Origin of the sequence: Plantibacter sp. Leaf1 (assembly GCF_001421315.1) — a bacterium.
Taxonomy (GTDB): domain Bacteria; phylum Actinomycetota; class Actinomycetes; order Actinomycetales; family Microbacteriaceae; genus Plantibacter.
The window spans coordinates 792,197-814,359 of record NZ_LMJX01000002.1 but is presented as its reverse complement, the minus strand read 5'-3'; the positions used below and the strand labels follow the sequence as shown (position 1 = coordinate 814,359).

Genomic DNA, 22,163 nt, shown 5'->3' with positions numbered 1-22,163 from the left:
CCTTCCCGGGGCCCCGGGAAGCTCGTACGGTGGTCACATCATGGGTCACGATCACACGCACGCCGGCAGCGCCACCAACCGTTCGCGACTGGTGGCGGCGATCGCCATCATCGCGACCATCCTGGTCGTCGAGCTGGTCGGCGCGTGGGTGAGCGGTTCGCTGTCGTTGCTCGCGGACGCCGGGCACATGTTGTCGGATCTGACCGGGCTGGTCATCGCGCTCGTGGCGACGATCGTCGCTGCCCGACCGGCCACCGACCGCCAGACGTTCGGGTATCAGCGGGCCGAGGTGTTCGGGGCCCTGATCAACGCGTTGATCCTGATCGCCGTGGCCGTGTCGGTGCTCCTCGAAGGGATCGCGCGGCTCGTCGAACCTTCGTCGGGCGAGGTCCAGAGCCTGCCGATGCTGGTCGTCGCGGTCATCGGCCTCGTCGCGAACCTCGGGGCGCTCTGGATCCTCAGGGGAGGCCGTGAGTCCTCGATCAACATGCGCGGCGCGTACCTCGAGGTCCTCGGCGACCTCTTGGGGTCGATCGCCGTCATCATCGCCGCGGTCGTCATCCTGCTGACGGGGTTCGCCCAGGCGGACGCCATCGCGTCGCTCGCGATCGCCGCGATGATCGTGCCGCGCGCCTGGGCGTTGCTCCGCGACGTCGTCCACGTCCTGAGCGAGTCCGCGCCCTCCGACACCGACGTGCAGGAGATCAGGGACCACCTGATCGGGACGGACGGGGTCGTCGCCGTGCACGACGTCCACGTCTGGCAGATCACCTCCGGGCAGCCGGTGTTTTCCGCACACGTCGTCGTCGAGCAGCGGGTGTTCGCGCTCGGCGGGACGGGGGAGCTGCTCGACCGTCTGGGCTCGTGTCTTCACGACCACTTTGACGTGGAGCATTCCACGTTCCAGCTGGAGCCTGAGGAGCACGCCTCACACGAGGAGTCCCACCACCGCTGACCCGGCGCGGTGGCCGCGGTAGCGGGCGGGCGGTGCCGCCGGTGATCAGGCCGGGTCGTTGCCGCGGTCGCGGTTGAAGACGTCCTGGTCGGCCAGCTTGGAGGCCGCCGCGCGACGCTCCTCTTCGGAGATGGTGCCCTGGAGCGCCTTCGCCTTCCGGCTCGACTGGATGTAGTGCCACGTGGTCGGGATGAGGGTGAGGACGACCGCGCCGATGAGGATGACGTCGATGTAGTTCTGCACGAAGGTGGCGACCGGCGGGATGTAGCCGAGGAGATAGCCGAAGAACGTCAGACCGGCGCCCCAGATCAACGCGCCGATGAGGTTGTAGAGCGAGTACTTCTTGTAGTTCATGTGCCCGATGCCCGCGGCGACCGGCGCGAAGGTCCGGACGATCGGGACGAAGCGGGCCAGGATGACCGCGAGGGCGCCGAAGCGCTCGAAGAAGGCGTTCGTACGCTCGACGTTCTTGATGCTGAAGAGGCCGGACTCCTTGCGCTCGAAGACCTTCGGCCCGAGTTTGTGTCCGATCAGATAGCCGACCTCGCCTCCGAGGAACGCCGCGAATCCGATGGCGAGGCAGACCCACCAGATGTCGATCTCGATGACGCGCGCGGATCCGAACGCGAGGAGGCCGGTGATGACGAGGAGGGTGTCTCCGGGCAGGAGGAACCCGACGAGGAGGCCGGTCTCGGCGAAGACGATCGCGCACACGACGACCAGGGCCCACGGACCGACGGCCGTGATGATGCCCTCCGGGTCGAGCCAGGGGATGAGGGCGGTGTGGACCATGCGGAGCTCCTGCTGTCGGGGGAGGGATGGAACGGCGTACGACGGTGTCGCGTGCGGGAGAAGGGACTTGAACCCTCACGCTCGAAAGCACAGGAACCTAAATCCTGCGTGTCTGCCAATTCCACCACTCCCGCGGCTCGGCTCAGTCTACGGGAGCGAGGTCGGGAACGTCCTGTGCTTCGTGGCGCCGCGGCGGACGCTCCGACGCCCAGCAGAGCCGGTGCCGCGCCGTGTATGCTCGGCTCCATGCGAACGACGTGTGCAACGAGCTGGTGGCCCGCCTCCTAGGCGGACCGCGCACGTGCACACACGACGACTCGACCGCCTGACAGGGCGGTCGTTCTCGTTCGGAGGCCCTGTCGGATCGGTCCCAGCCTGAGGACACCACCATGACCACCCTGCTCAACCGCGTGCTGCACGCCGGCCCCGACTTCCCGTTCGCGGTGATCCGCCGCCACGGCAGCGACACCGTCGACCTTTACACCGGCGACGTCGTCGACGTCGACTCGCTCGCCGACATCCCGCTCGGAGCGGCCGGCGACGCACGCCGACCGGAGGTCCTCACCCTCGTGCCGTACCGACAGGTGCGTGAGCGCGGCTTCGCAGCGATGGACGACGGCGCGCCGCTGCGATGCCTCGTTGTCGAGGAACGGGAGTCGGTCGCCCTCGGCGAGTTGCTCGACCGGCTGCCGATCGACGTGGTCCCGCTGCTCGACGGCGGGTTCGACGTCTCCGACGAGGACTACGCGGCGATCGTCCGCCGCGTGATCGAGGATGAGATCGGCCGCGGTGAAGGCGCGAACTTCGTCATCCGCCGCGAGTTCACCGCGACGACCGAGGTGCCCGCCGAGCGCGCGGTCCTCGCCTGGTTGCGGGCGCTCCTCTCGGGGGAGACCGGAGCCTACTGGACGTTCGCCGTGCACACGCCGGGGGTCTCGATGGCCGGCGCGACGCCTGAGCGGCACGTCGCCGTCTCCCGCGACGCGTCGACGGGCGAGCGGACCGTGACGATGAACCCCATCAGCGGGACGTTCCGCCACCCGCGCTCCGGCGCGACCGGCGACGAGTTCCGCGCGTTCCTGGGTGACGTCAAGGAGACCGAGGAACTCTTCATGGTCGTCGACGAGGAGATGAAGATGATGAGCCGGGTCTGTGCATCCGGCGGACGCATCCTCGGGCCCTACGTCAAGCAGATGTCGCGCCTCACGCACACCGAGTACCTGCTGGCCGGAACGAGCGACCTCGACGTCCGGGAGGTGCTGCGGCTGACGATGTTCGCGCCGACGGTCACGGGGTCGCCCATGCAGAACGCCTGCGCCGTCATCGCCCGACACGAGCGCAACCCGCGCGGTTATTATTCGGGCGTCCTCGCGCTGTTCACCCCGATGGACGACGGCGACTACGAACTCGACGCCCCGATCCTCATCCGCACGGCCTACCTCGACGACGCAGGGCTCGTCCGGGTCCCCGCCGGGGCGACGCTGGTCCGGCATTCGGATCCCGTCTCCGAGGTGGCCGAGACGGCTGCGAAGGCGGCCGGTGTGCTCACGGCGCTCGGCGTCATGGCTCCGCCCGAGCTCGGCCCGACGGTCGACCTCGCCGCCGAGCCGGGGGTCGAGGAGGCGCTTCGGGCCCGCAACGAGCGGCTCGCACCCTTCTGGTTGCAGCCCCAGCACGCGGCGCCGACCGGTCCGTTGTCCGGCCGTTCCGCGATCATCGTCGACGCCGAGGACGAGTTCACCGCGATGCTCGCCCACCAACTTCGCCACTTCGGCATGACCGTCGACGTCGAGCACTGGTCGACGGTGAACGACTCGCGCTTGGACGCCGACCTGCTCGTCGCCGGACCCGGACCAGGCGACCCGCTCGACCTCGCCGAGCCCCGGGTCCGCCGCCTCCACGAGATCGTGTCAGCACGCCTCGCGGCCGGTGCCCCCCTCCTCGCGGTGTGCCTGAGCCACCAGGTGCTGGCGATCCAGCTCGGCCTGCCGATCGCCCGCCTCGACGCTCCTCGCCAGGGGCTGCAACTCGACCTCGACCTCTTCGGCGAGCAGTCGTTGATCGGGTTCTACAACACCTTCACGGCCCGCTCCTCGGGAGATGCGCCGGTGGGCGGGGTCGAGATCGCCGCGGACCCCGTCTCCGGCGACGTCTTCGCCATGCGCGGTCGCGGGTTCGCCTCGGTGCAGGGACACCTGGAATCGGTGCTGTCCAGGGACGGGCTCCGCACCCTCGGTTCGCTCGCAGGGCACGCGCTCGCCGGCGTGGCGTCAGGGGTGTCGGCTGCGCCGGTCGACGCCTGACCGCGTCCCGACGCCGCGCTCCGCGACCGCCTGGGGATGACTCCTCGAGGCGGTGTCAGGCGTCGGCCTGGTCGAGCATCGTGAACGGGGTGACGCCCGCGAGCTGTGGCCCGAGGCCGATGTCGATCAGCCGCACGTCTCCCGCGTAGGCGGAGCCGGGTGGGATGAGGAGTCCGGCCTTCACCGCGCCGAAGGTGACCGTGACCTCGGCCGGGAGGACGGCGCCCTCGGGCACGCTTCCCTCGTCGGGGTCGATGCCGCTCGGGACGTCCACGGCCACCACCGTGGGCCCGCCGGCGCTCTGCACGACCGGGAGGACGGCCTCGACGATCGCCTTGGGTGCGCCGCGGAGGCTCGGGTTCCGGCTCGCTCCGATGCCGAAGACCGCGTCCACCACGAGCGCCGCACCCTTCGCCTCGTCAGCGGCGTCGTCCGGTTCGGCGGGGGAGTTGACGAGGAAGCGCACGCCGGCCTCGACGGCGGCGGCGTAGCCGGCCTCGTGTGCGTGGTCGCCGGTGCGTGCGACGACGAGGTCGAGCGGTACCCCTTCGGGGCCCTCCGAGCCGGCCAGTTCAGCGGCGGCGAACAGGGCGTCCCCGCCGTTGTCGCCTGATCCCACGAGCAGGAGGATCCTCCAGGCGTCCGGCACGGTGCCGTCGAGTTCCGCCGCGCGCTCCGCCAGGACGGCCCGCAGCTCTTCAGCGAGGCCGTGGGCGGCTCGCGCCATGAGCGGTTCCCCGGCCTCCAGGAGTGGTGCCTCTGCGGCTCGGACCTGGTCTGCGGTGTAGCCGTTCATCATGGCGCCCACTCTTCCCGCTCGCGTGAGCGGCCGCAAGCGGTTGCGGTCGGCTCGTGCGCGACCAGGCGTCCGTTCAGGCGAGGTCGAGCCTGAGCCCAGGGTGGCCGGCGAAGACCTCGAGGATCAGCTCGAAGTACGTCGTCCCACGACCCGTGTCGAGGTCGTGCAGCTGCGCAGTGAGGCGGTCGGTGTCGAACGGAGCGCCTCGGTCGACCTTCTCCTGCAGCCAGGCACGGGTGGCCGCGACGCCGAGCGCGGCGCGACTGCGTTCGTGCCCGGTCCAGACGAAGCGGACCTCGTCGAGATCGCGGAGCGCACCGATCCCGCCGTACAGGACGTCGTCGAGGGCGTCGAGGCTCGGGCCGAGATCCCAGTCCTCATCCCGCATGAGCAGGGCGTTCATCACGTCGTAGAACGAGGCGATGTCGTGGATCTCGGACCCGTCGATGTGGAAGGTGGTCGGCACGATCCGAGCCTACCGAGCGGCCCCGGACACCCGGGGCGGTGGTGCTGTGGATAACTTCTGCGAGCTGCGGCCGGTGTTCGTCAGGATGGCGGCATGGGGACAGCGGCTGAGATCATCACGGCGCGCGTGCGCGACCGGGTGCGCGAGGAGTTCGGTGAACCGAGCCGGCGCGGTGGAGCAGGGCGGATCGCCCGTGAAGAGGTGCGTCGGTACAACGAGCACGCGTTGAACGACGCCACACCGCTCATCGACGACGAGCACGGCATGACGAGTGAGGTGCTCGCCGCGGTAACCGGCTTCGGGGCGATCCAGCCCCTGCTGGACGACCCGAGCGTCGAGGAGATCTGGATCAACGAGCCGACCAAGGTGTTCGTGGCACGTTCCGGGGTGTCGGAGCTCACCGACGTCATGCTCGGCGAGGGCGACGTCCGCGACCTCGTGGAACGGATGCTCCGAGCGACCGGACGTCGGGTCGATCTGGCCAACCCGTTCGTCGACGCGTCGCTGCCGGACGGGTCCCGGTTGCACGTCGTCATCCCGGACGTCACCCGGCGCCACATGTCGATCAACATCCGCAAGTTCTCCGCGCGGATCCGCGACCTCGGTCAGCTCGTCGCCGCCGGATCGATCAGTTATCAGGCCGCGGAGTTCCTGCGGGCCAGCATGATCGCCGGTGCCAACCTGCTGGTGTCCGGGGCGACGCAGGCGGGGAAGACCACCATGCTCGGCGCGCTCATCGCGGCACTCGATCCCGCCCTCCGGATCGTCACCGTGGAGGAGACCTTCGAGCTCGCGCCGGGCAATCGGGACGTCGTCGCGATGCAGTGCCGACAAGCCAGTCTCGAAGGGACGGGGGAGATCACCCTCCGGCGCCTCATCAAAGAGGCCCTGCGAATGCGGCCCGATCGCATCGTCGTCGGGGAGGTCCGCGAGGCGGAGAGCCTCGACCTCCTGATCGCCCTCAACAGCGGGCTGCCCGGACTCTGCAGCATCCACGCGAACTCCGCTCGCGACGCGATCGGCAAGCTCTGCACCCTGCCGCTGCTCGCCGGGCGCAACATCGACTCCGGGTTCGTCCGACCAGCCGTGGCGTCCTGCGTCGACCTGGTCGTGCACTGCGAGCTCGACCGCACCGGTCGTCGGAGGGTGGCCGAGATCATCGCGGTGGGCGGGAGCGGGGAATCCCACACGATCGAAGCCTCCACGCTGTTCGAACACCGCGACGGCGAGTTGCGCGCGACCGGGCGGTTCCCGCTCCGCGACGACAAGTACCGGTCGGCAGGCATCTCGCTCGCCTCGATCCTCACTGCCGGCGAGCGATGAGTCTCGTCGTCGGCGCGCTGCTCGCGGCCGGGCTGCTCCTCACCCTGGCGCCCTGGTGGTGGCCTGAACCCGAGCCGCTGCGGGCGAGGCTCGAGCGGTGGCGTCCCGTCGCTGCCCTTCGGGAGCTCCTCATCCTGGCCGGGCTCCCCGGCCGGTATTGGGCCGCCACCCTCGTGGTCGCCGTGCTCGCCGGTCTGGTGTCGGGTGCCGTCGTGCAGGGTCTCTGTCGGGTCATGCCGCTCAGCGCGGTCGTCGCCGTCGCGGGACTCGTCGCACCGGTGATCGTGCTGCGCGCCCGCGCCGCCGCCCGTCGACGCCTGCAACGCGGGCTCTGGCCCGACGTCGTCGACCACCTGCTGTCCGCCATCCGGTCGGGACTCTCGCTCCCGGACGCCGTCGCCGCGCTCGACACCGTCGGACCAGCGCCGCTCCGCCCAGCCTTCGCGGCGTTCAGCGCCGACTACCGGGCCGCAGGGCGATTCGCGGACGGCCTCGACGACCTCAAGACCGCACTCGCGGACCCCGTCGCCGACCGCATCCTCGAGACGGTCAGGATGGCGCGCGACGTCGGCGGCACGGAGCTCCCAGCGGTGCTGCGAGCGCTGTCCGCCGGTCTGCGCGAGGAGTCGGCGATCCGTGCCGAGGCCGAGGCGCGCCAATCCTGGGTCGTCAACGCGGCCCGGCTCGGTGTCGCCGCGCCGTGGGCGATCCTCCTGCTGCTCTCCTCCCGGCCGGAGACCTCGGCGGCCTACAACTCGCGCGAGGGCGCGGTCCTGATCATCGCGGGCGTCGTCGTCTCGGCGCTCGCCTACCAGGCCATGCTCCGCGTGGGTCGCCTGCAACCCGAACGACGGTGGTTCCGATGAGCGCCGACGGCGCCTGGGCGCTCTGTCTCGGCGCGACGCTGGGCATCGGCCTGTGGGCACTCGCGATGCTGCTCCCCGCGCTCGGCAGGCCTCGGCTGGCGGACCGCATCGCGCCCTATCTGGTCGACCTCTCCAGCGATGCCCGGCAGCGGGCGGCACGACGTTCGACGGACCCGTTGCCGGTGATCGGAACGCTGCTGGTCCCGGTCCTCCGCGCTCTGCGCTGGCTGCTCGGCCTTGTCGGAGCGGACCAGGAACTCGTCGTCCGCAGACTCGGGCAGGCCGGAGGTCCCACGCTGGAGCGCTACCGACTGATGCAACTGCTGTGGGGGCTCGGGGGCTTCGCCATCGGAGCGGCGCTTGCCGTGCTCGCGTTCAGCGGCGGTCGACTCCCGCTCCCGTTCGCTGCGGCGATGCCCGCGCTGGGCGCGGTCGCGGGCATCGTCCTGCGCGACCAGCTGCTCAACCTCACCGCCCGCCGCCGGCTGGCGCGCATCGAGGAGGAACTCCCGACGGTCCTCGAGTTCCTCAGCCTGAGCCTCGCCGCCGGCGAGGCGATCACCGACGCGATGGACCGCGTCGCACGGATCGGTTCCAGCGGTGAACTGGGGAACGAGTTCCGGCAGGTCATGGCAGAGGTCTCGACGGGGATCCCGTTCGCGCAGTCGTTCCGTCAGTTCGAGGCCAGACTCGCGATGCCGACGCTCTCCCGGTGCGTGGACCAGATCCTCGGGGCGCTAGAACGCGGCACCCCCGTCGCCGCGGTGCTCCTCGACCACGCGCACGACGGACGCGACACCGCCAAACGCCGCCTGCTGGAGTCCGCCGGGAAGAAGGAGGTCGCGATGCTCGTGCCCCTCGTCTTCCTGATCCTTCCCTTGTCCATCATCATCGCCGTCTTCCCCGGAGTCTTCGTGCTCCGCACCGGCTTCTAACGAAAGGTCCCACATGTCCTCCCCCCTCCTCCCGCAACGCCTCCGCGACCGAGGCCGGGCCCTCCTCGACGAGGACCGCGGCGATGTGCCCGGTTGGGTGCTCATCACCCTCATGACGGCGGGGCTCGTCCTCCTGATCTGGGGTGTCGCCGGCCCGGCGCTCACGCAGGTGTTCGAGCAGGCCATCGAGCGTGTCTCCGGTATCTGAGTCCGGCGGAGGACGCCTGCGTCGCCGGTGCGCTCAGGACGAGGACGGTTCAGCCGTCGCCGAGTTCGTGTTCGTCGGTGCGATGCTGACGATCCTGATGATGTCCGTGGTGCAGCTCGCCCTCGCGTTGCACGTGCGGAACACCCTGATCGACGCTGCCGCCGAGGGAGCCCGTCTCGGAGCCCTGGCCGACACCGAACTGCTCGACGGTGCCGACCGGACACGGCATCTCGTCGCCGTGGCGGTGGGGGAGGCCTACACAGGCGACATCCGGGCGTCGCTTACCGATCGTGGTGGCGTCGGCGTCGTCACCGTGACCGTCCGTGCTCCGCTGCCCGTCATCGGACTCCTCGGTCTCCCGGGCGCGTTGGAGGTGGAGGGCCGTGCGGTGCTGGAGACGCTCGAGTGACCGGACCGGCGGATCGGCGGGCGCGCGGGACGACGATGGTTCGGCTTCGTTGGAGTTCATCACCGTCGGCCTGGTCCTGCTCGTCCCGTTGGTCTACCTCATCGTGGCGCTCTCGGAGATCCAGGCGGCGGTGCTGGCGGCAGACGGTGCCGCCGTGCAGGCGGCGAAAGCGTACGCACGGGCACCGGACGACTCCACGGGTCGGACTCGTGCGGACGATGCACTCGCACTCGCGCTGGCCGACTTCGGGCTCGACCGATCGGCGGCTTCGGCGCAGCTCGGCTGCCTGCCAGCCGGCCTGCCGTGCGGCCAACGGGCTGGATCCGTCAGCGTGAGGATCGACATCCTGGTGGCTCTGCCGCTCATGCCCGACGTCGTCGGGTCGTGGGCGGCGGTGCCGGTGTCCGGATCCGCGACGGCGCCGATCTCACGATTTGACGACCGCGACGGTGAGGCGGGATGACGGGCCCGCGATCGGGCCCGGCCGGCCGCGACCTCCGCACCGACGACGGATCCACCATCCTCCTGACGATCGGCTTCGCCGCGGTGACGCTCGCGGTCGTGCTCGTCGGGATCGCCGCGACCTCCCTGTACGTCGAGCACAAGCGCCTCCTCGGGCTCGCCGATCGACTGGCCGCCACGGCTGCCGAGTCGTTCTCGATCGACGACGTCGTCATGCTGCCCGACGGCTCGTTCCGGCCGGTCCTCGACGACGCCGCCGTTGCGTCGAGCGCCCGCGCGACACTGGCCGCCGAGGGCCCAGGTACGCTCACCGGCGTCGAGATCCTCGAGGCCGTCACTCCGGACGGACGGGGCGCTGAGGTCTCGTTGGCATCCGAGTGGCGTCCACCGATGCTGACGCTGTTCGTGCCGACGGGTGTGCGGATCGAGGCGACGGCGAGCGCCCGCAGCGTGTTCTGGTGACCACGCCGAACGGCTCGCTACCGATCAGGGGAAGGGCCGAGAGCCGCGGTCGATGAAGCGGGGGATGAACCGGAACAGGAGGAACGCGCCGATCAGCCCGACACCGCCGATGGTGCCCGCGGCGAGGGAGATCGATGCGGCCGCGGTGATCCCGGACATCGCCAGCGGAGCGGCGGCGGTGCCGGCGTCTCCGAGGAAGCGGTAGGCACCGAGGAACGGCGCCGGGCGGTCCGGCGGCGCGAGGTCCGATCCGAGGGTCATGAGGATTCCGCTGCCGAGACCGTTCGAGAGTGCGAGCACCAGAGCGACGGCGATGAACCAGACTGCGGCGCTGTCGAGGTCGTGCGTGAACGCCAGGATGATGAACCCCGAGCCCAGACCGATCATCGAGGGGACGGCCGTCCAGATCCGGCCCCAACGGTCCATGATCTGCCCGCTGGCGTAGAACAACGCGAACTCGACCGCTCCGACGACGCCGATGATGAGTGCCGTCTCGGTCTCGGACAGGCCGATGCTCACCGACCACAGGGGGAGGAGCACGGCACGGCACGACCGCATGGCCCCGACGAGCGCGGCGGTGGTCCCCATCCGCGTGAGGACGACGCCGTGGGCGCGGATCGCCGCGAGCAGCCCGCTCGACTCCGCTGCCGCGAGCTCCTCACCCTCGGTCCGGGCTTCGCCCTCCGGGCCTCGGGTAGGGCTCGGCCGACCGAACATCTCGGCCGGGTCGGGGAGCACCAGCAGCGTCACCGCGGACCCGACGCAGCACACGACCATGACCCAGAACGCCGCCTGCGAGGTGCCGGTCAGGTGGATGACGCCTGCGGCCAGGAACGGGCCGATGAAGGTGCCGGCGCGGAAGACCCCGCCCAGCGAGGAGAGGGCCCTCGCGCGGTAGCGGATCGGCACGTACGTCGTCATGAAGGCATGCCGCGCGAGGCCGAACACCGCCGTCGCGAGGCCGATGCAGAAGATCCCGAGCGCGAGGACGAACGGGTTCGGTGAGATCGCCGCGGTCGCGACACCGACGACGGCGAGCAGGGCGGCCCACATCATCGCGAAGCGTTCGCCGATCCGGCTGACGATCCACCCCGACGGCACGTCGCCGACGAGCTCCCCGAGCATGATGAGCGACGAGATGACACCGGCGACGGCCAGCGTCGCGCCGAGGTTCCCCGCCACAGCGGGGATGATCGGGATGATCGCACCCTCGCCGATCGAGAACAGGAGGGTGGGGAGGAAGACCGCGACTGCGACGGAGCGCAGGTTGAACGGGCGTTCTTCGGAAGTCATCTGCTCGATCGTACGCCCGCGGCACTGCGCGGTAGGCTGATCCCAAATGTTTGACTTGGACCTCTCCACACAGATCAGTACCCTCCGCTCGACCTTCGACGACATCCGCAGCGTCGTCGGCGTCGACCGTCTCGAAGCCGAGATCGCGACGCTGAGCGAGCAGGCGGGTGCCCAGGATCTCTGGGACGACACCACCAACGCGCAGAAGGTGACGAGTGCGCTCAGCCACCGTCAGTCCGAGCTCGCCCGGATCACGAGCATCGCGAACCGTCTCGACGACCTCGAGGTGCTCATCGAGCTCGCCACGGACGCCGAGGACGAGGAGTCGGCCGAGGAAGCCCGCCAGGAGCTCATCAGCCTCCAGAAGGTGCTCGGCGATCTCGAGGTCCAGACCCTGTTGAGCGGCGAGTACGACCCGCGTCCGGCCGTCGTCACCATCCGTGCGGGCGCCGGCGGTGTCGACGCGGCCGACTTCGCCGACATGCTCTTTCGCATGTACCTGCGATGGGCTGAGCAGCACAAGTACCCGGTCACCGTCATGGACACGAGCTACGCGGAGGAGGCCGGGATCAAGTCGGCCACCTTCGAGGTCGACGCACCGTACGCCTTCGGCACCCTCAGCGTCGAGGCCGGGACGCACCGGCTCGTCCGCATGAGCCCGTTCGGAGCTGCGGGAAAGCGACAGACCAGCTTCGCCGCCGTCGAGGTCATCCCGCTCATGGAGGAGACGGAGATCGTCGAGATCCCCGAGTCGGACATCCGGGTCGACGTCTTCCGGTCGAGTGGCCCCGGCGGTCAGTCGGTCAACACGACCGACTCCGCGGTGCGGATCACCCACCTGCCGACGGGCACGGTCGTGTCCATGCAGAACGAGAAGAGCCAGATCCAGAACCGTGCCGCGGCCATGCGCGTGCTCCAGTCACGACTCCTCCTCATCCAGAAGGAGCAGGAGGCGGCCACCAAGAAGGAGCTCGCCGGCACCATCACCGCGAGCTGGGGCGACCAGATGCGCTCGTACGTGCTCGCGCCGTACCAGATGGTCAAGGACCTGCGGACGGAGCACGAGCAGGGGAACCCGGCAGCCGTGTTCGACGGCGATCTCGACGGATTCATCGCCGCCGGGATCCGGTGGCGTTCGATGTCGAAAGCCGAGTAGCCGGACCCGGACATAGTGTTCGCCCAGCCCTCGTACAGGGTACGGATCGCGGGCGTGTCCTGCCCGTAATCGGCACGCCGCTCCTTAAGCTCAAGGAGCCATGATTCGGTTTGATCACATCTCCAAGAAGTATGCGGGAACCTCGCGTCCCGCCCTCAACGACGTCGATTTCGAGATCCTTCGCGGAGAGTTCATCTTCCTCGTCGGTGCTTCGGGATCCGGGAAGTCGAGCTGCCTCCGCCTGATGCTGAAGGAGGACAAGCCGAGCAAGGGCAAGATCCATGTGCTCGGCCACGACCTGGGTTCGATCTCGAACCGCAAGGTCCCGTACTTCCGTCGCAGCCTGGGTGTCGTCTTCCAGGACTTCCGGCTGCTCCCGAGCAAGACGGTCTACCAGAACGTCGCCTTCACCCTGCAGGTGATCGGCAAGTCACGCGGATTCGTCCAGGAGGCCGTCCCCGACGTCCTCAAGATGGTCGGTCTCGACGGCAAGGCACAGCGACTCCCGCACGAGCTCTCCGGTGGTGAGCAGCAGCGTGTCGCCATCGCCCGAGCGATCGTGAACAAGCCGCAGATCCTCCTCGCCGACGAACCGACGGGCAACCTCGACCCGGCGACCAGCGCGGGGATCATGCAGCTGCTCGAACGCATCAACGCCGGTGGTACGACCGTCGTCATGGCCACCCACGAGGCCGGCTTCGTCGACCAGATGCAGCGCCGGGTGATCGAACTGCAGGACGGCCAGATCGTCCGTGACGAACGACACGGTGGGTACGGCACGACCGCCGCCATCCCCGGGCTCGTCCGAGGGTCGTCGAAGGCCGCCGCCCCGTCCGCCCAGCAGGCGCCGGTCACTGCATCGACGCCCGCGGTGGCTGTCGCAGAGACCCCGTCGGTCCCGGTGACGACCACGACGTCCTCCGTCGCAGCGAGCGCCGAGCCCACGACGAGTGCCGTGGCAGCCGCCGCGGTCGCCGCCACCGCCGCCACGTCGACGGCTCCCGCCGCAACGGCCGCGTCCAACGCGGTCTCGCGCGACTCCTCGCCCCAGAACGACACCGAGGAGTCGACGACCCGCGTTTCCGTCGCGACCCCGATCGAGGAACCGGCCGTCACGCCGGTCGCCGAGCCGGAATCGCCGGTCGTGCGAGCCGAGGAACCGGTGACGGATGTGACCGAGGTCGACGCGTCGACGCCGGAAGCGGAGTCGGCCCTGCCGCCGGCGGCCACGGTCCCGGAGGTCGCCCCACCACAACGCCTGAGCAATGCCACCGGACCCATCGGGCTCCCGGCGCGCAACGAGATCGACCCGATCGAGGTCGAACACCTGTCGCTCGCCGAGCGGCTCGGCCTGCGCGCCGCCGCGCGCGGCTCTGAAGACGGAGAGCAGAACGTGGGGCCGACCAAGTGAGACTCGCACTGATCTGGTCCGAGGTCTGGAACGGCCTGCGCCGCAACGTCTCGATGGTGGTCTCCGTCGTGCTCGTGACCTTCATCTCCCTGACCTTCGTCGGAACGGCCGTGCTGCTGCAGATGCAGATCGGCCAGATGAAGAACTACTGGTACGACCGCGCTCAGGTCGCCATCTACCTGTGCACCGCCGACAGTGCCGGCGACACCTGCGCCGCCGGTGCGGCCACGGAGGAACAGCGCGCCGCCGTGCAGAGCGCGTTGGAGTCGTCGACCCTCGCCCCGTTCGTCGACAAGTTCTACTTCGAGGATCAGGCGCAGGCGTTCACCAACTTCCAGGAGCAGTTCAAGGGCAACGACATCGCGCAGTTCGTCACCGCCGATCAGCTCCCTGAAACGTTCTGGGTGAACATGAAGGACGCTTCGCAGTCCGACGTGCTCGTCGAGGCGTTCTCCGGCGTCGCGGGCGTGGAGCAGGTGACGGATCAGCGCCAGTATCTCGACCAGATCTTCTCGGTCCTGAACATCGCCAGTTACACCGCGATCGGGATCGCCGCGCTCATGCTCGTCGCGGCAGCCCTCCTGATCGCGACCACGATCCGGCTGTCGGCCTACTCCAGACGCCGGGAACTCGGGATCATGCGGCTCGTCGGCGCCTCGAACCGGTTCATCCAGACACCGTTCATCCTCGAGGGCGTGTTCGCGGCACTCATCGGCTCCGTCCTCGCGGCCGGGGCGGTGATCACCATCGTCCAGGTGTTCGTCCAGGGATACCTGGCGGACCGCATGCGGTACGTCAACTTCGTCGATCTCGGAGACGCCTTCGTGGTGTTGCCGATCCTGCTGCTCGTCGGCGTGCTGTTGGCCGCGATCTCGGCCAACTTCGCGATCTCGCGGTACCTCAAGGTCTAGTGGGGGAGCGGTGCGGACACCGCGCCGCTCGCTCTGCGTTAGACTGACAGGCTGCCGCGATCGCGGCCGGTCCGTTCCGATGGATCCGAACCAGAACGTCAGGAGTACACCGTGCCGAGGGAACGGGGCGAGAACGTCGTGGCCACGAACCGCAAGGCCCGCCACGACTACACGATCGAGGACACCTACGAGGCCGGCATGGTCTTGACGGGTACCGAGGTGAAGTCGCTGCGAGCCGGTCGCGCGTCGCTCGTGGACGGATACGCCTTCATCGACCGCCGTGAGGCGTGGCTCGACGCGGTGCACATCCCCGAGTACGGCCAGGGGACGTGGACGAACCACCCGCCGCGGCGCAAGCGCAAGCTGCTGCTGCACCGTGAGCAGATCGACAAGATCGCGCACAAGATCGCACCGGGTGGGTTCACGCTGGTGCCACTGAAGATCTACTTCAAGGACGGCAAGGCCAAGGTCGAGATCGCCGTGGCGAAGGGCAAGAAGGAGTACGACAAGCGGCATGCCCTGCGCGAGAAGCAGGACACCCGCGAGGCGGCTCGCGCGATGGCCACCAGGAACCGACTCGGCGAATAGGGTGACACCACCGCCGGCGCGCGGTACACTTGAAAGCTGCACCGGAAGGTGCTCGTTCACCGCTCGCGGTGGATTGACAACTCGACAGCGTGTGACAACGACCCTCTTCACCTCGGCGACGGGGTGCTGAGCGCATGGGGATGATCGGTTTCGACATTGCCTGCGAAACTGCGAGAAGCGGGTCGAGGATGCAGGGTTATCTCGTTAACGATCTCTGCAAAACAACAAGTGCCAACTCTAAGCGCACTGACTTCGCCCTCGCTGCTTAAGCGAGCCCGATAGTCCGTCAGACCGAGCGTGTCCCCGTCTCGGATCCTGGCGTCATCTAGGGGACTTGCTGGATGACGGAGCCGCGACGTCATCCGGGACTTTTCCTCGGCTGGGCCCGTCGACCAAGATGCCCTTGTCAATGGTCGGGGCCGAGTAGAACGCATTAAGGGATACGCCCGTAGAAGGCGCAGAATCACAGCAGTGGACGGGGGTTCAATTCCCCCCATCTCCACACCTGGTCGTTGTCACACGCCGTCGGTTCGACGTCGGGCCTCCGCTTTCGGCGGGGGCCTTTCGTCGTGCTTGAGGTCAGGCGGCCCCCGACGGGCTGCTAGCCTGGGAGTCCAGAGGCCGCCACCACCCGGGAGACCTGCATGGCGACAATCCTGCTTGTTTTTGCTGCGATCGCCGTCGCCACGCCCACACTCACGAGAGTGCTGTCGACGAAGGTCTTCTACGTCATCGCGTGTATTCCCGCGGCGGCATTCATCTGGACGCTCTTCCAGACCTCCACGATGTCGTCCGGCGGCACCGTCGTCGAGACCATCGAGTGGATCCCGCAGCTGAGCATCGCGCTGTCGTTCCGGATGGACACGCTCGCCTGGTTGCTCGCCCTCGTCGTGACCGGGGTGGGCGCCCTCGTCCTCGTGTACTGCGCGCGGTACTTCTCAGCGGACGAGCCCGGACTCGGGCGGTTCGCCGCGTTCCTCTTCGCGTTCGCAGGAACGATGTTCGGGCTGGTCACGGCCGACGACATCATCGTGATGTTCATGTTCTGGGAGATCACGAGTGTGCTCTCCTACCTGCTGATCGGGCACTACACCGATCGCAAGGAGAGCCGTGGAGCGGCGCTGCAGGCGCTGCTGGTGACCACCTTCGGCGGGCTCGTGATGCTGGTCGGCGTCATCATGATCTCGGTGCAGGCGCAGAGCACCTCCCTCGCCTCGATCGTGGAGCAGGGCCTCACCGGTCCGGCGACCACCGTCGCGATCCTCCTGATCCTCGTGGGTGCGATCTCGAAGTCCGCCCTCGTCCCCTTCCACTTCTGGTTGCCAGCCGCGATGGCCGCCCCGACGCCGGTGAGCGCCTATCTCCACGCGGCGGCGATGGTGAAGGCCGGCATCTACCTGGTCGCGCGGTTCGCGCCGGGGTACGCCGACACCCCGGGCTGGGATGCGATGCTCGTCGGTCTCGGCGTCCTGACGATGGTGGCCGGAGCCTGGCGTTCGCTCCGTCAGTACGATCTCAAACTCGTCCTGGCGTACGGCACCGTCAGCCAGCTCGGGTTCCTCATGGTGGTCTCCGGCTACGGCACGCGCGACTCGGCGTTGGCAGCGGTGGCGCTGCTGCTCGCTCACGCGATCTACAAGGCCGCCCTGTTCCTCGTGGTCGGGATCATCGACCATCGGGCCGGGACCCGCGACTGGCGGCATCTCTCCGGTGTCGGGCGCCAGACGCCGGTCCTCGCCGTGATCGCCGCGATCGCCGTCGCATCGATGGCTGGCATTCCTCCACTCTTCGGCTTCGTCGCCAAGGAGGCCGTGTTCACCTCGTTGCTCGAGGGCGCACTCGAGGGCGACGTCTGGGGGTGGGTCGCGATCATCGGGACCGCCGTCGGTTCCGTCCTGACGGTCGCCTACAGTGCTCGGTTCCTCTGGGGCGCGTTCGGTGACCGCCGTGGCGCGGCACCGACCGAGCTGCACGCGGAGTCCGGCAGCATCCTGATCGCTCCCGGTGTCCTCGCGGTCGCCACCATCGTGCTCGGCTTCGCGACGACCCCGATCGACACCGTTCTCGCGCCCTACGCGGACTCGGTGGGGGAGGGCGGATACCACCTCGCGCTCTGGCACGGCTTCGAGCCCGCCCTCGGGATCTCGGCGGTCGTCTTGCTCCTCGGTCTGCTGCTCTTCCGCTGGCGTCTCCCGGTCGCGCGACTGCAGGACCGCCTCCCGTCGGTCATCGACTCGTCGAAGGGCTACTGGGCCGCGACACAGGGGATCGATCGGCTCTCGGCGAAGGTCACCCTCTTCGCGCAGCGCGGCGGGCTCGTCCAGTATCTGTCCACGATCCTCGTGGTCTTCGTCCTGACGCTCGGCACGATCGCACTCGTCGGCCGGGCCTGGCCGGACGAGGTCCGCCTGTGGGACTACCCGGCACAGGTGGCGATCGCCATCATCATGGCGACCGCGGCGATCGCGGCGGCCAGGGCGAAGCAGCGCATGGCGGCGGTCCTCCTCGTGGGCGTCACGGGCTTCGGCCTCGTGGCCTTGTTCGCCCTGCACGGCGCCCCCGACCTCGCCCTCACGCAGGCACTGGTGGAGACCATCACCATCGTCGTCTTCGTCCTCGTCCTCCGACGGCTCCCCGCCAAGATCGCTCAGCGGAACGCTCCGGTCCACCGGACCCGCCGCGTCGTGATCGGGACCCTGACGGGTGCCGTCATGGGCCTCATCGGGGTGATCGCCCTCGGCGCACGCCAGGCGGAGAGCATCGCGACCGAACTGCCCCGCCTCGCGGTCGAAGAGGGACACGGCAAGAACATCGTCAACGTCATGCTGGTCGACATCCGCGCCTGGGACACGATGGGTGAGATCTCCGTCCTCGTCGTCGTCGCCACCGGCATCGCCAGCCTGTTGTTCGTCTCCCAGCGCGGTGCAGAGGTGCCGCGCTTGAGCGGCGCCCGTCGCCGGCGGACGCCCAGCCTGCGCTCGCAGGTCGTGTCGGACCCGCATCTGGCGGACAGCGAGATGGAGGCTCCCCGCGACGCCGTCGGACGCCACTCGTGGCTCATCGGCGGCCGTGCCATCGCCGAAGCGAACCGCTCGATCCTGCTCGAGGTGCTCGTCCGACTCCTGTTCCACCCGGCGATCGTCGTCTCGATCTTCCTCCTCTTCGTCGGACACAACGAGCCGGGTGGCGGGTTCGCTGGTGGCCTGCTCGCCGGACTGGCGCTCGTGATGCGGTACCTGGCCGGTGGCCGGTACGAGTTGGGGGAGGCGGTTCCCATCGACGCCGGCAAGGTGCTCGGCGTCGGCCTGCTCCTCGCGGTCGGCACCGCCGTCGGGTCGCTGTTCTTCGGCGGGGAAGCCCTGCAATCCGCGTACTTCTCGGCCGACGTCCCGATCCTCGGCCACCTCTCCTTCGGCACGTCGAGCATCTTCGACATCGGTGTCTATCTCGTGGTCGTCGGGCTCGCGCTCGACATCCTGCGCAGTCTCGGAGCCGAGGTCGACCGTCAACAGGAGGAAGCCGACATCGACGAGCAGAGTACGGACGAGTTCTCGGCGAGTGAGGTCGAACGATGAGCGCCTCCCTCACCCTCGTCGTCCTGATGGCCGTCATGTACGGCACGGGCGTCTACGTCATGCTCGAACGCAGCCTGACGCGGTTCCTCATCGGGTTCGTCCTCGTCGGCAACGCGACGAACCTCCTGATCCTGATCATGAGCGGACCGAGCGGTACCGCGCCACTCGTCACCGGGACGGCTTCGGACGACCGCATGGTCGACCCGGTGCCGCAGGTGCTCATGCTGACGGCCATCGTCATCAACTTCGGCGTGACGGCGTTCATCCTCGCCCTGATCTACCGGACCTGGTGGCTGGCGCAGCTCGGCGACGAGGGTGACACCCTCAGCGACGAGCACGCGGACGACACGGAGGCGGCGACGGACGCGGTCTTCAACCAGGTCGACCTGGACGACGAGGCCATCCAACGGGTCCTCGACGAGAGCAACGAGCACGGCGACGATCGGAACACGGCCAGGAAGGGAGCGGGCGAATGAACGCACTCGTGCCCCTGGTGGTCATGATCCCGCTGATCGGCTCCGCCGTCGCGCTCATGTTCCGCAACCGCCGGAAGACCCAGGTCCTCATCAGCGTCGTCGCGCTCACCGCGGTGACCGTGATCAGCGCCGTGCTCCTGGCAGCGGTCGACCAGAGCGGCACCATCGTGGTCGAACTGGGCGGCTGGTCCCCGCCGTGGGGCATCGTCCTCGTCGTCGACCGCCTGTCGGCGATCATGCTGCTCATCGCGGCGCTCATGCTGCTCGGCGTCCTCGTCTTCGCCATCGGTCAGGGCATCGTCGACGGCGACCGCGAGACCCCGGTGTCGATCTTCCACCCCACCTACCTGGTGTTGGCGGCCGGTCTGTTCGACGCCTTCGTCGCCGGCGACCTCTTCAACATGTACGTCGGGTTCGAGATGCTGCTCGCATCCAGCTACGTGCTGCTCACCTTGGGCGGGACCGGCGCGCGGATCCGTGCGGGCGTGACGTACATCGTCATCAGCCTCATGTCGTCCCTCCTCTTCGTCGCAGCGATCGCACTCATCTACGGCGCGACGGGCACGGTCACGATCGCCCTGGTCGCCGACCGCGTCCGCGATCTACCCATGGAGGTCCAGGCGATCCTCTGCGCGGCCCTCCTGCTCGGCTTCGCGGTGAAGGCGGCGGTGTTCCCGCTCTCGTTTTGGCTCCCGGACTCGTACCCGACCGCACCGGCGCCGGTCACCGCGGTCTTCGCCGGCCTGCTGACGAAGGTCGGTGTGTACGCGATCATCCGCACCGACACGCTCATCTTCAAGGAGGTCCCGCTCGCGACGCCCTTGATGGTGATCGCCTTCCTGACGCTGCTTATCGGGATCTTCGGCGCGGTCGCACAGGCGGACATCAAACGGCTGCTGTCGTTCACGCTCGTCAGCCACATCGGGTACATGATCTTCGGCATCGCGGTGGGTGGGGTCGCCGGCACCGCTGCGACGATCTACTACATCGTCCATCACATCGTCGTCCAGACCACCCTGTTCCTCACGACCGGGCTCGTCGAGCGGATCGGCGGGACGACCTCCATCTCCCGGCTCGGCGGGATCCTGAAGGCCTCGCCGATCGTCGGGGTGCTGTTCTTCATCGGGGCGATGAACCTCGGCGGCATCCCGCCGTTCTCCGGGTTCCTCGGCAAGATCGGCCTCTTCCAGGCCGGTGTCGCCCTGGGGGACCCGCTCTCCTACATCCTCATCGCGGCCGGTGCTGCGACCTCGCTCCTGACCCTCTACGCGCTGGCGCGGGTCTGGAACATGGGGTTCTGGCGCGGCAAGGACGAGGTCGCCGGATACTCGTCGCCGCTCCTCGACCAGCTCGCCGAGAGCCCGGAGGACTCGGGGTCGGTCGACACCAAGACCATCTCCCGCCCGATGATCGGCGCGACGACCGGCATGGTCGCCCTGACCCTCGCCCTCACCGTGTTCGCCGGACCGTTGTTCGGCCTCGCGACGCGGGCCGCCGAGAACATCGAAGACCCGGACAACTACATCACCGCGGTCTTCCCCGACGGAACGGAGCACCTGAGGTAATGCAACCGTCACGTCGTCGCGCGTTCGTCAGCCAGGCCCTCCTGACGGCGGGACTGGTGCTGCTCTGGTGCCTCCTCTGGGGCATGTTCGACCTCCTCACGCTCGTGACCGGGCTCGGGGTCGCTCTCCTGGTCTCGTTCCTGTTCTACCTCCCTGCCGTCGAGCTGAGCGGTCGTATCAACGTCTGGCGGACCGCGGTGTTCCTCGGCCGCCTGCTCGTCGACATCGTCCGCGCGAGCGCCGAGATCACCTGGCTCGTCCTCCGTCCGTCCTTCCGGTCGAGCAACGCCCTCATCGCGGTGCGTCTCCGGACCTCGTCCGACCTCATCATGAGTTGGACGGCCGAAGCGGTGTCGATCGTGCCCGGATCGATCGTGGTGGACCTCGACCGCACCGCGTCGACGCTCTACCTGCATGCCCTGAACGTGCACGACGACTCCGACATCGAGCAGGTCGTCGCCGAGGTCCTCGGAACGGAGCGGCGTCTCATCCTCGCGATCGGTTCGCGCACCGAGGCGGACGCGCTCCGCCATGACCACGACCACGTCTCGACCGGAAGGGGTGCGTGATGCTCGTCGTCGTCATCGTCGTGTCCGTGCTGTTCGCCGCCGCCGCCCTCGCCGCGGTCTACCGCATCATCCGCGGGCCCAGCCTCCTCGACCGCGTGATCGCATCCGACGTGCTGGTCGCCACCGTGATGTGCGCGATCGGGGCGGAGATGGCCGTCAACCGGCATACCGACGGTCTGCCGGTCCTCCTGGCGCTCGCGATGTTCGCGATCGTCGGTTCGGTGAGCGTCGCGCGGTTCATGTCGAAGCAGGACGACGCATGACCGTCGATCTCATCCGCGACATCGTCACCGGCGCGCTCGTCATCGTCGGGGCGATCATGTGCTTCGCCGCCGGGGTCGGTCTCCTGCGCTTCCCCGACGTCCTCTCGCGACTGCACGCGGCGACGAAACCGCAGATCCTCGGGCTCATCGCCATCATGGCCGATGTCGCCGTGTCCAGTCCCACGGTCGGGACGATCACGATCGCCATCGCCATCATCGTCTTCCAGAGTCTGACGGCCCCCATCTCGGCGCACATGGTCGCGCGCGCGGCGTACCGGAGTGGGAACTTCGACGAGACGTTGCTCGTCCGGGACGAGCTCGCCGGACGCGAAGAGCTCGGCGAGGAACGACATCCGGGACATACGCCCGAGTAGCG

Annotated in this window: 23 protein-coding genes, 1 tRNA gene and 1 other RNA gene; 20 read left to right on the top strand and 5 right to left on the bottom strand. The window is 68.8% G+C overall.

The window, feature by feature from the left end; all coding sequences use genetic code 11:
• Positions 1–40: 40 nt before the first annotated feature.
• On the top strand, positions 41–955 hold the full coding sequence (locus ASE44_RS06095) for a cation diffusion facilitator family transporter (protein WP_056778231.1): 915 nt from the start codon (positions 41–43) through the stop codon (positions 953–955).
• Positions 956–1,000: 45 nt separating this feature from the next.
• On the opposite strand, the gene ASE44_RS06090 is transcribed toward ASE44_RS06095, so the two are convergent.
• Positions 1,001–1,747 carry a DedA family protein gene (locus ASE44_RS06090; protein WP_056778227.1) on the bottom strand — a complete coding sequence of 249 codons (747 nt, stop codon included), beginning with the start codon at positions 1,745–1,747 and terminating at the stop codon, positions 1,001–1,003.
• Between the two features lie 52 nt (positions 1,748–1,799).
• Positions 1,800–1,881 (bottom strand) — tRNA-Leu (locus ASE44_RS06085).
• A gap of 255 nt (positions 1,882–2,136) precedes the next feature.
• Here ASE44_RS06085 and ASE44_RS06080 point away from each other — a divergent pair.
• Positions 2,137–4,050 carry an anthranilate synthase family protein gene (locus ASE44_RS06080; protein ID WP_056778224.1) on the top strand — a complete coding sequence of 638 codons (1,914 nt, stop codon included), beginning with the start codon at positions 2,137–2,139 and terminating at the stop codon, positions 4,048–4,050.
• A gap of 55 nt (positions 4,051–4,105) precedes the next feature.
• Here the strand turns inward: ASE44_RS06080 and ASE44_RS06075 are convergent, their stop codons facing one another.
• Together ASE44_RS06075 and ASE44_RS06070 are read right to left on the bottom strand one after the other, a co-directional pair.
• Entirely contained in the window at positions 4,106–4,849 is a 744-nt protein-coding gene (locus tag ASE44_RS06075) for an NAD(P)H-hydrate epimerase (protein WP_056778221.1), read from the bottom strand.
• 73 nt (positions 4,850–4,922) lie between these two features.
• Positions 4,923–5,315 (bottom strand): barstar family protein, encoded by a 393-nt coding sequence (locus ASE44_RS06070; RefSeq protein WP_157579810.1) that lies wholly within the window; start codon positions 5,313–5,315, stop codon positions 4,923–4,925.
• Between the two features lie 93 nt (positions 5,316–5,408).
• Here ASE44_RS06070 and ASE44_RS06065 point away from each other — a divergent pair, with 93 nt between their 5' ends.
• From ASE44_RS06065 to ASE44_RS06035, 7 genes are read left to right on the top strand one after another with little or no spacing between them, the layout of a single operon-like run.
• Positions 5,409–6,638 carry a CpaF family protein gene (locus tag ASE44_RS06065; RefSeq protein ID WP_056778219.1) on the top strand — a complete coding sequence of 410 codons (1,230 nt, stop codon included), beginning with the start codon at positions 5,409–5,411 and terminating at the stop codon, positions 6,636–6,638.
• Entirely contained in the window at positions 6,635–7,504 is an 870-nt protein-coding gene (locus ASE44_RS06060; RefSeq protein ID WP_056778217.1) for a type II secretion system F family protein, read from the top strand. Before ASE44_RS06065 ends, ASE44_RS06060 begins: the two co-directional genes overlap by 4 nt.
• Positions 7,501–8,439: a type II secretion system F family protein gene (locus ASE44_RS06055; RefSeq protein WP_056778214.1), complete on the top strand. Its 939-nt coding sequence runs from the start codon at positions 7,501–7,503 to the stop codon at positions 8,437–8,439. Before ASE44_RS06060 ends, ASE44_RS06055 begins: the two co-directional genes overlap by 4 nt.
• Before the next feature lie 13 nt (positions 8,440–8,452).
• A complete protein-coding gene (locus ASE44_RS06050; protein WP_056007134.1) occupies positions 8,453–8,647 on the top strand; it encodes a hypothetical protein in 195 nt (64 codons plus the stop codon).
• The gene (locus tag ASE44_RS06045; RefSeq protein ID WP_235522556.1) at positions 8,631–9,056 is read left to right on the top strand and encodes a TadE/TadG family type IV pilus assembly protein; all 426 of its coding nucleotides are present in this window, start codon (positions 8,631–8,633) and stop codon (positions 9,054–9,056) included. Before ASE44_RS06050 ends, ASE44_RS06045 begins: the two co-directional genes overlap by 17 nt.
• A 49-nt stretch (positions 9,057–9,105) precedes the next feature.
• The gene (locus ASE44_RS06040) at positions 9,106–9,519 is read left to right on the top strand and encodes a hypothetical protein (protein WP_056778211.1); all 414 of its coding nucleotides are present in this window, start codon (positions 9,106–9,108) and stop codon (positions 9,517–9,519) included.
• Positions 9,516–9,980, top strand: a complete 465-nt coding sequence (locus ASE44_RS06035; RefSeq protein ID WP_056778207.1) for a hypothetical protein — start codon at positions 9,516–9,518, stop codon at positions 9,978–9,980. The genes ASE44_RS06040 and ASE44_RS06035 overlap by 4 nt, the downstream gene beginning before the upstream one ends.
• Before the next feature lie 24 nt (positions 9,981–10,004).
• On the opposite strand, the gene ASE44_RS06030 is transcribed toward ASE44_RS06035, so the two are convergent.
• Positions 10,005–11,273 (bottom strand): MFS transporter, encoded by a 1,269-nt coding sequence (locus ASE44_RS06030; RefSeq protein WP_056778205.1) that lies wholly within the window; start codon positions 11,271–11,273, stop codon positions 10,005–10,007.
• Positions 11,274–11,319: 46 nt separating this feature from the next.
• On the opposite strand from ASE44_RS06030, the gene prfB reads away from it, so the two are divergent.
• The 11 genes from prfB (at position 11,320) to mnhG (ending at position 22,161) form a co-directional block, all read left to right on the top strand.
• Entirely contained in the window at positions 11,320–12,429 is a 1,110-nt protein-coding gene (prfB, locus tag ASE44_RS06025) for a peptide chain release factor 2 (protein WP_056007124.1), read from the top strand.
• Between the two features lie 100 nt (positions 12,430–12,529).
• Positions 12,530–13,840, top strand: coding sequence for a cell division ATP-binding protein FtsE (ftsE, locus tag ASE44_RS06020; RefSeq protein ID WP_056778202.1), 1,311 nt, complete (start codon positions 12,530–12,532; stop codon positions 13,838–13,840).
• Positions 13,837–14,751 carry a permease-like cell division protein FtsX gene (gene ftsX / locus ASE44_RS06015; RefSeq protein WP_056007118.1) on the top strand — a complete coding sequence of 305 codons (915 nt, stop codon included), beginning with the start codon at positions 13,837–13,839 and terminating at the stop codon, positions 14,749–14,751. Before ftsE ends, ftsX begins: the two co-directional genes overlap by 4 nt.
• Positions 14,752–14,862: 111 nt before the next feature.
• A complete protein-coding gene (gene smpB, locus ASE44_RS06010) occupies positions 14,863–15,339 on the top strand; it encodes an SsrA-binding protein SmpB (protein ID WP_056007115.1) in 477 nt (158 codons plus the stop codon).
• A gap of 136 nt (positions 15,340–15,475) precedes the next feature.
• Positions 15,476–15,844: a transfer-messenger RNA gene (ssrA, locus tag ASE44_RS18170) on the top strand.
• A 139-nt stretch (positions 15,845–15,983) separates the two neighbouring features.
• Positions 15,984–18,914, top strand: a complete 2,931-nt coding sequence (locus ASE44_RS06005) for a Na+/H+ antiporter subunit A (RefSeq protein WP_056778199.1) — start codon at positions 15,984–15,986, stop codon at positions 18,912–18,914.
• Entirely contained in the window at positions 18,911–19,390 is a 480-nt protein-coding gene (locus tag ASE44_RS06000; RefSeq protein WP_056007110.1) for an NADH-quinone oxidoreductase subunit K, read from the top strand. Before ASE44_RS06005 ends, ASE44_RS06000 begins: the two co-directional genes overlap by 4 nt.
• The gene (locus tag ASE44_RS05995) at positions 19,387–20,955 is read left to right on the top strand and encodes a Na+/H+ antiporter subunit D (RefSeq protein ID WP_056007107.1); all 1,569 of its coding nucleotides are present in this window, start codon (positions 19,387–19,389) and stop codon (positions 20,953–20,955) included. The genes ASE44_RS06000 and ASE44_RS05995 overlap by 4 nt, the downstream gene beginning before the upstream one ends.
• A complete protein-coding gene (locus ASE44_RS05990; RefSeq protein ID WP_056007104.1) occupies positions 20,955–21,524 on the top strand; it encodes a Na+/H+ antiporter subunit E in 570 nt (189 codons plus the stop codon). Before ASE44_RS05995 ends, ASE44_RS05990 begins: the two co-directional genes overlap by 1 nt.
• Positions 21,524–21,787: a monovalent cation/H+ antiporter complex subunit F gene (locus tag ASE44_RS05985; RefSeq protein WP_056007101.1), complete on the top strand. Its 264-nt coding sequence runs from the start codon at positions 21,524–21,526 to the stop codon at positions 21,785–21,787. Before ASE44_RS05990 ends, ASE44_RS05985 begins: the two co-directional genes overlap by 1 nt.
• Positions 21,784–22,161 (top strand): monovalent cation/H(+) antiporter subunit G, encoded by a 378-nt coding sequence (gene mnhG / locus ASE44_RS05980; RefSeq protein ID WP_056778195.1) that lies wholly within the window; start codon positions 21,784–21,786, stop codon positions 22,159–22,161. The genes ASE44_RS05985 and mnhG overlap by 4 nt, the downstream gene beginning before the upstream one ends.
• Positions 22,162–22,163: the final 2 nt, after the last annotated feature.

Bases quoted from the DNA above. Each gene is read 5' to 3' on its own strand.
- ASE44_RS06095 (WP_056778231.1), top strand. From the start codon at position 41: ATGGGTCACGATCACACGCACGCCGGCAGCGCCACCAACCGTTCGCGA.
- ASE44_RS06090 (WP_056778227.1), bottom strand. From the start codon at position 1,747: ATGGTCCACACCGCCCTCATCCCCTGGCTCGACCCGGAGGGCATCATC.
- ASE44_RS06080 (WP_056778224.1), top strand. From the start codon at position 2,137: ATGACCACCCTGCTCAACCGCGTGCTGCACGCCGGCCCCGACTTCCCG.
- ASE44_RS06075 (WP_056778221.1), bottom strand. From the start codon at position 4,849: ATGATGAACGGCTACACCGCAGACCAGGTCCGAGCCGCAGAGGCACCA.
- ASE44_RS06065 (WP_056778219.1), top strand. From the start codon at position 5,409: ATGGGGACAGCGGCTGAGATCATCACGGCGCGCGTGCGCGACCGGGTG.
- ASE44_RS06060 (WP_056778217.1), top strand. From the start codon at position 6,635: ATGAGTCTCGTCGTCGGCGCGCTGCTCGCGGCCGGGCTGCTCCTCACC.
- ASE44_RS06055 (WP_056778214.1), top strand. From the start codon at position 7,501: ATGAGCGCCGACGGCGCCTGGGCGCTCTGTCTCGGCGCGACGCTGGGC.
- ASE44_RS06050 (WP_056007134.1), top strand. From the start codon at position 8,453: ATGTCCTCCCCCCTCCTCCCGCAACGCCTCCGCGACCGAGGCCGGGCC.
- ASE44_RS06035 (WP_056778207.1), top strand. From the start codon at position 9,516: ATGACGGGCCCGCGATCGGGCCCGGCCGGCCGCGACCTCCGCACCGAC.
- ASE44_RS06030 (WP_056778205.1), bottom strand. From the start codon at position 11,273: ATGACTTCCGAAGAACGCCCGTTCAACCTGCGCTCCGTCGCAGTCGCG.
- prfB (WP_056007124.1), top strand. From the start codon at position 11,320: ATGTTTGACTTGGACCTCTCCACACAGATCAGTACCCTCCGCTCGACC.
- ftsE (WP_056778202.1), top strand. From the start codon at position 12,530: ATGATTCGGTTTGATCACATCTCCAAGAAGTATGCGGGAACCTCGCGT.
- ASE44_RS06005 (WP_056778199.1), top strand. From the start codon at position 15,984: ATGGCGACAATCCTGCTTGTTTTTGCTGCGATCGCCGTCGCCACGCCC.
- ASE44_RS06000 (WP_056007110.1), top strand. From the start codon at position 18,911: ATGAGCGCCTCCCTCACCCTCGTCGTCCTGATGGCCGTCATGTACGGC.
- ASE44_RS05995 (WP_056007107.1), top strand. From the start codon at position 19,387: ATGAACGCACTCGTGCCCCTGGTGGTCATGATCCCGCTGATCGGCTCC.
- ASE44_RS05990 (WP_056007104.1), top strand. From the start codon at position 20,955: ATGCAACCGTCACGTCGTCGCGCGTTCGTCAGCCAGGCCCTCCTGACG.
- ASE44_RS05985 (WP_056007101.1), top strand. From the start codon at position 21,524: ATGCTCGTCGTCGTCATCGTCGTGTCCGTGCTGTTCGCCGCCGCCGCC.
- mnhG (WP_056778195.1), top strand. From the start codon at position 21,784: ATGACCGTCGATCTCATCCGCGACATCGTCACCGGCGCGCTCGTCATC.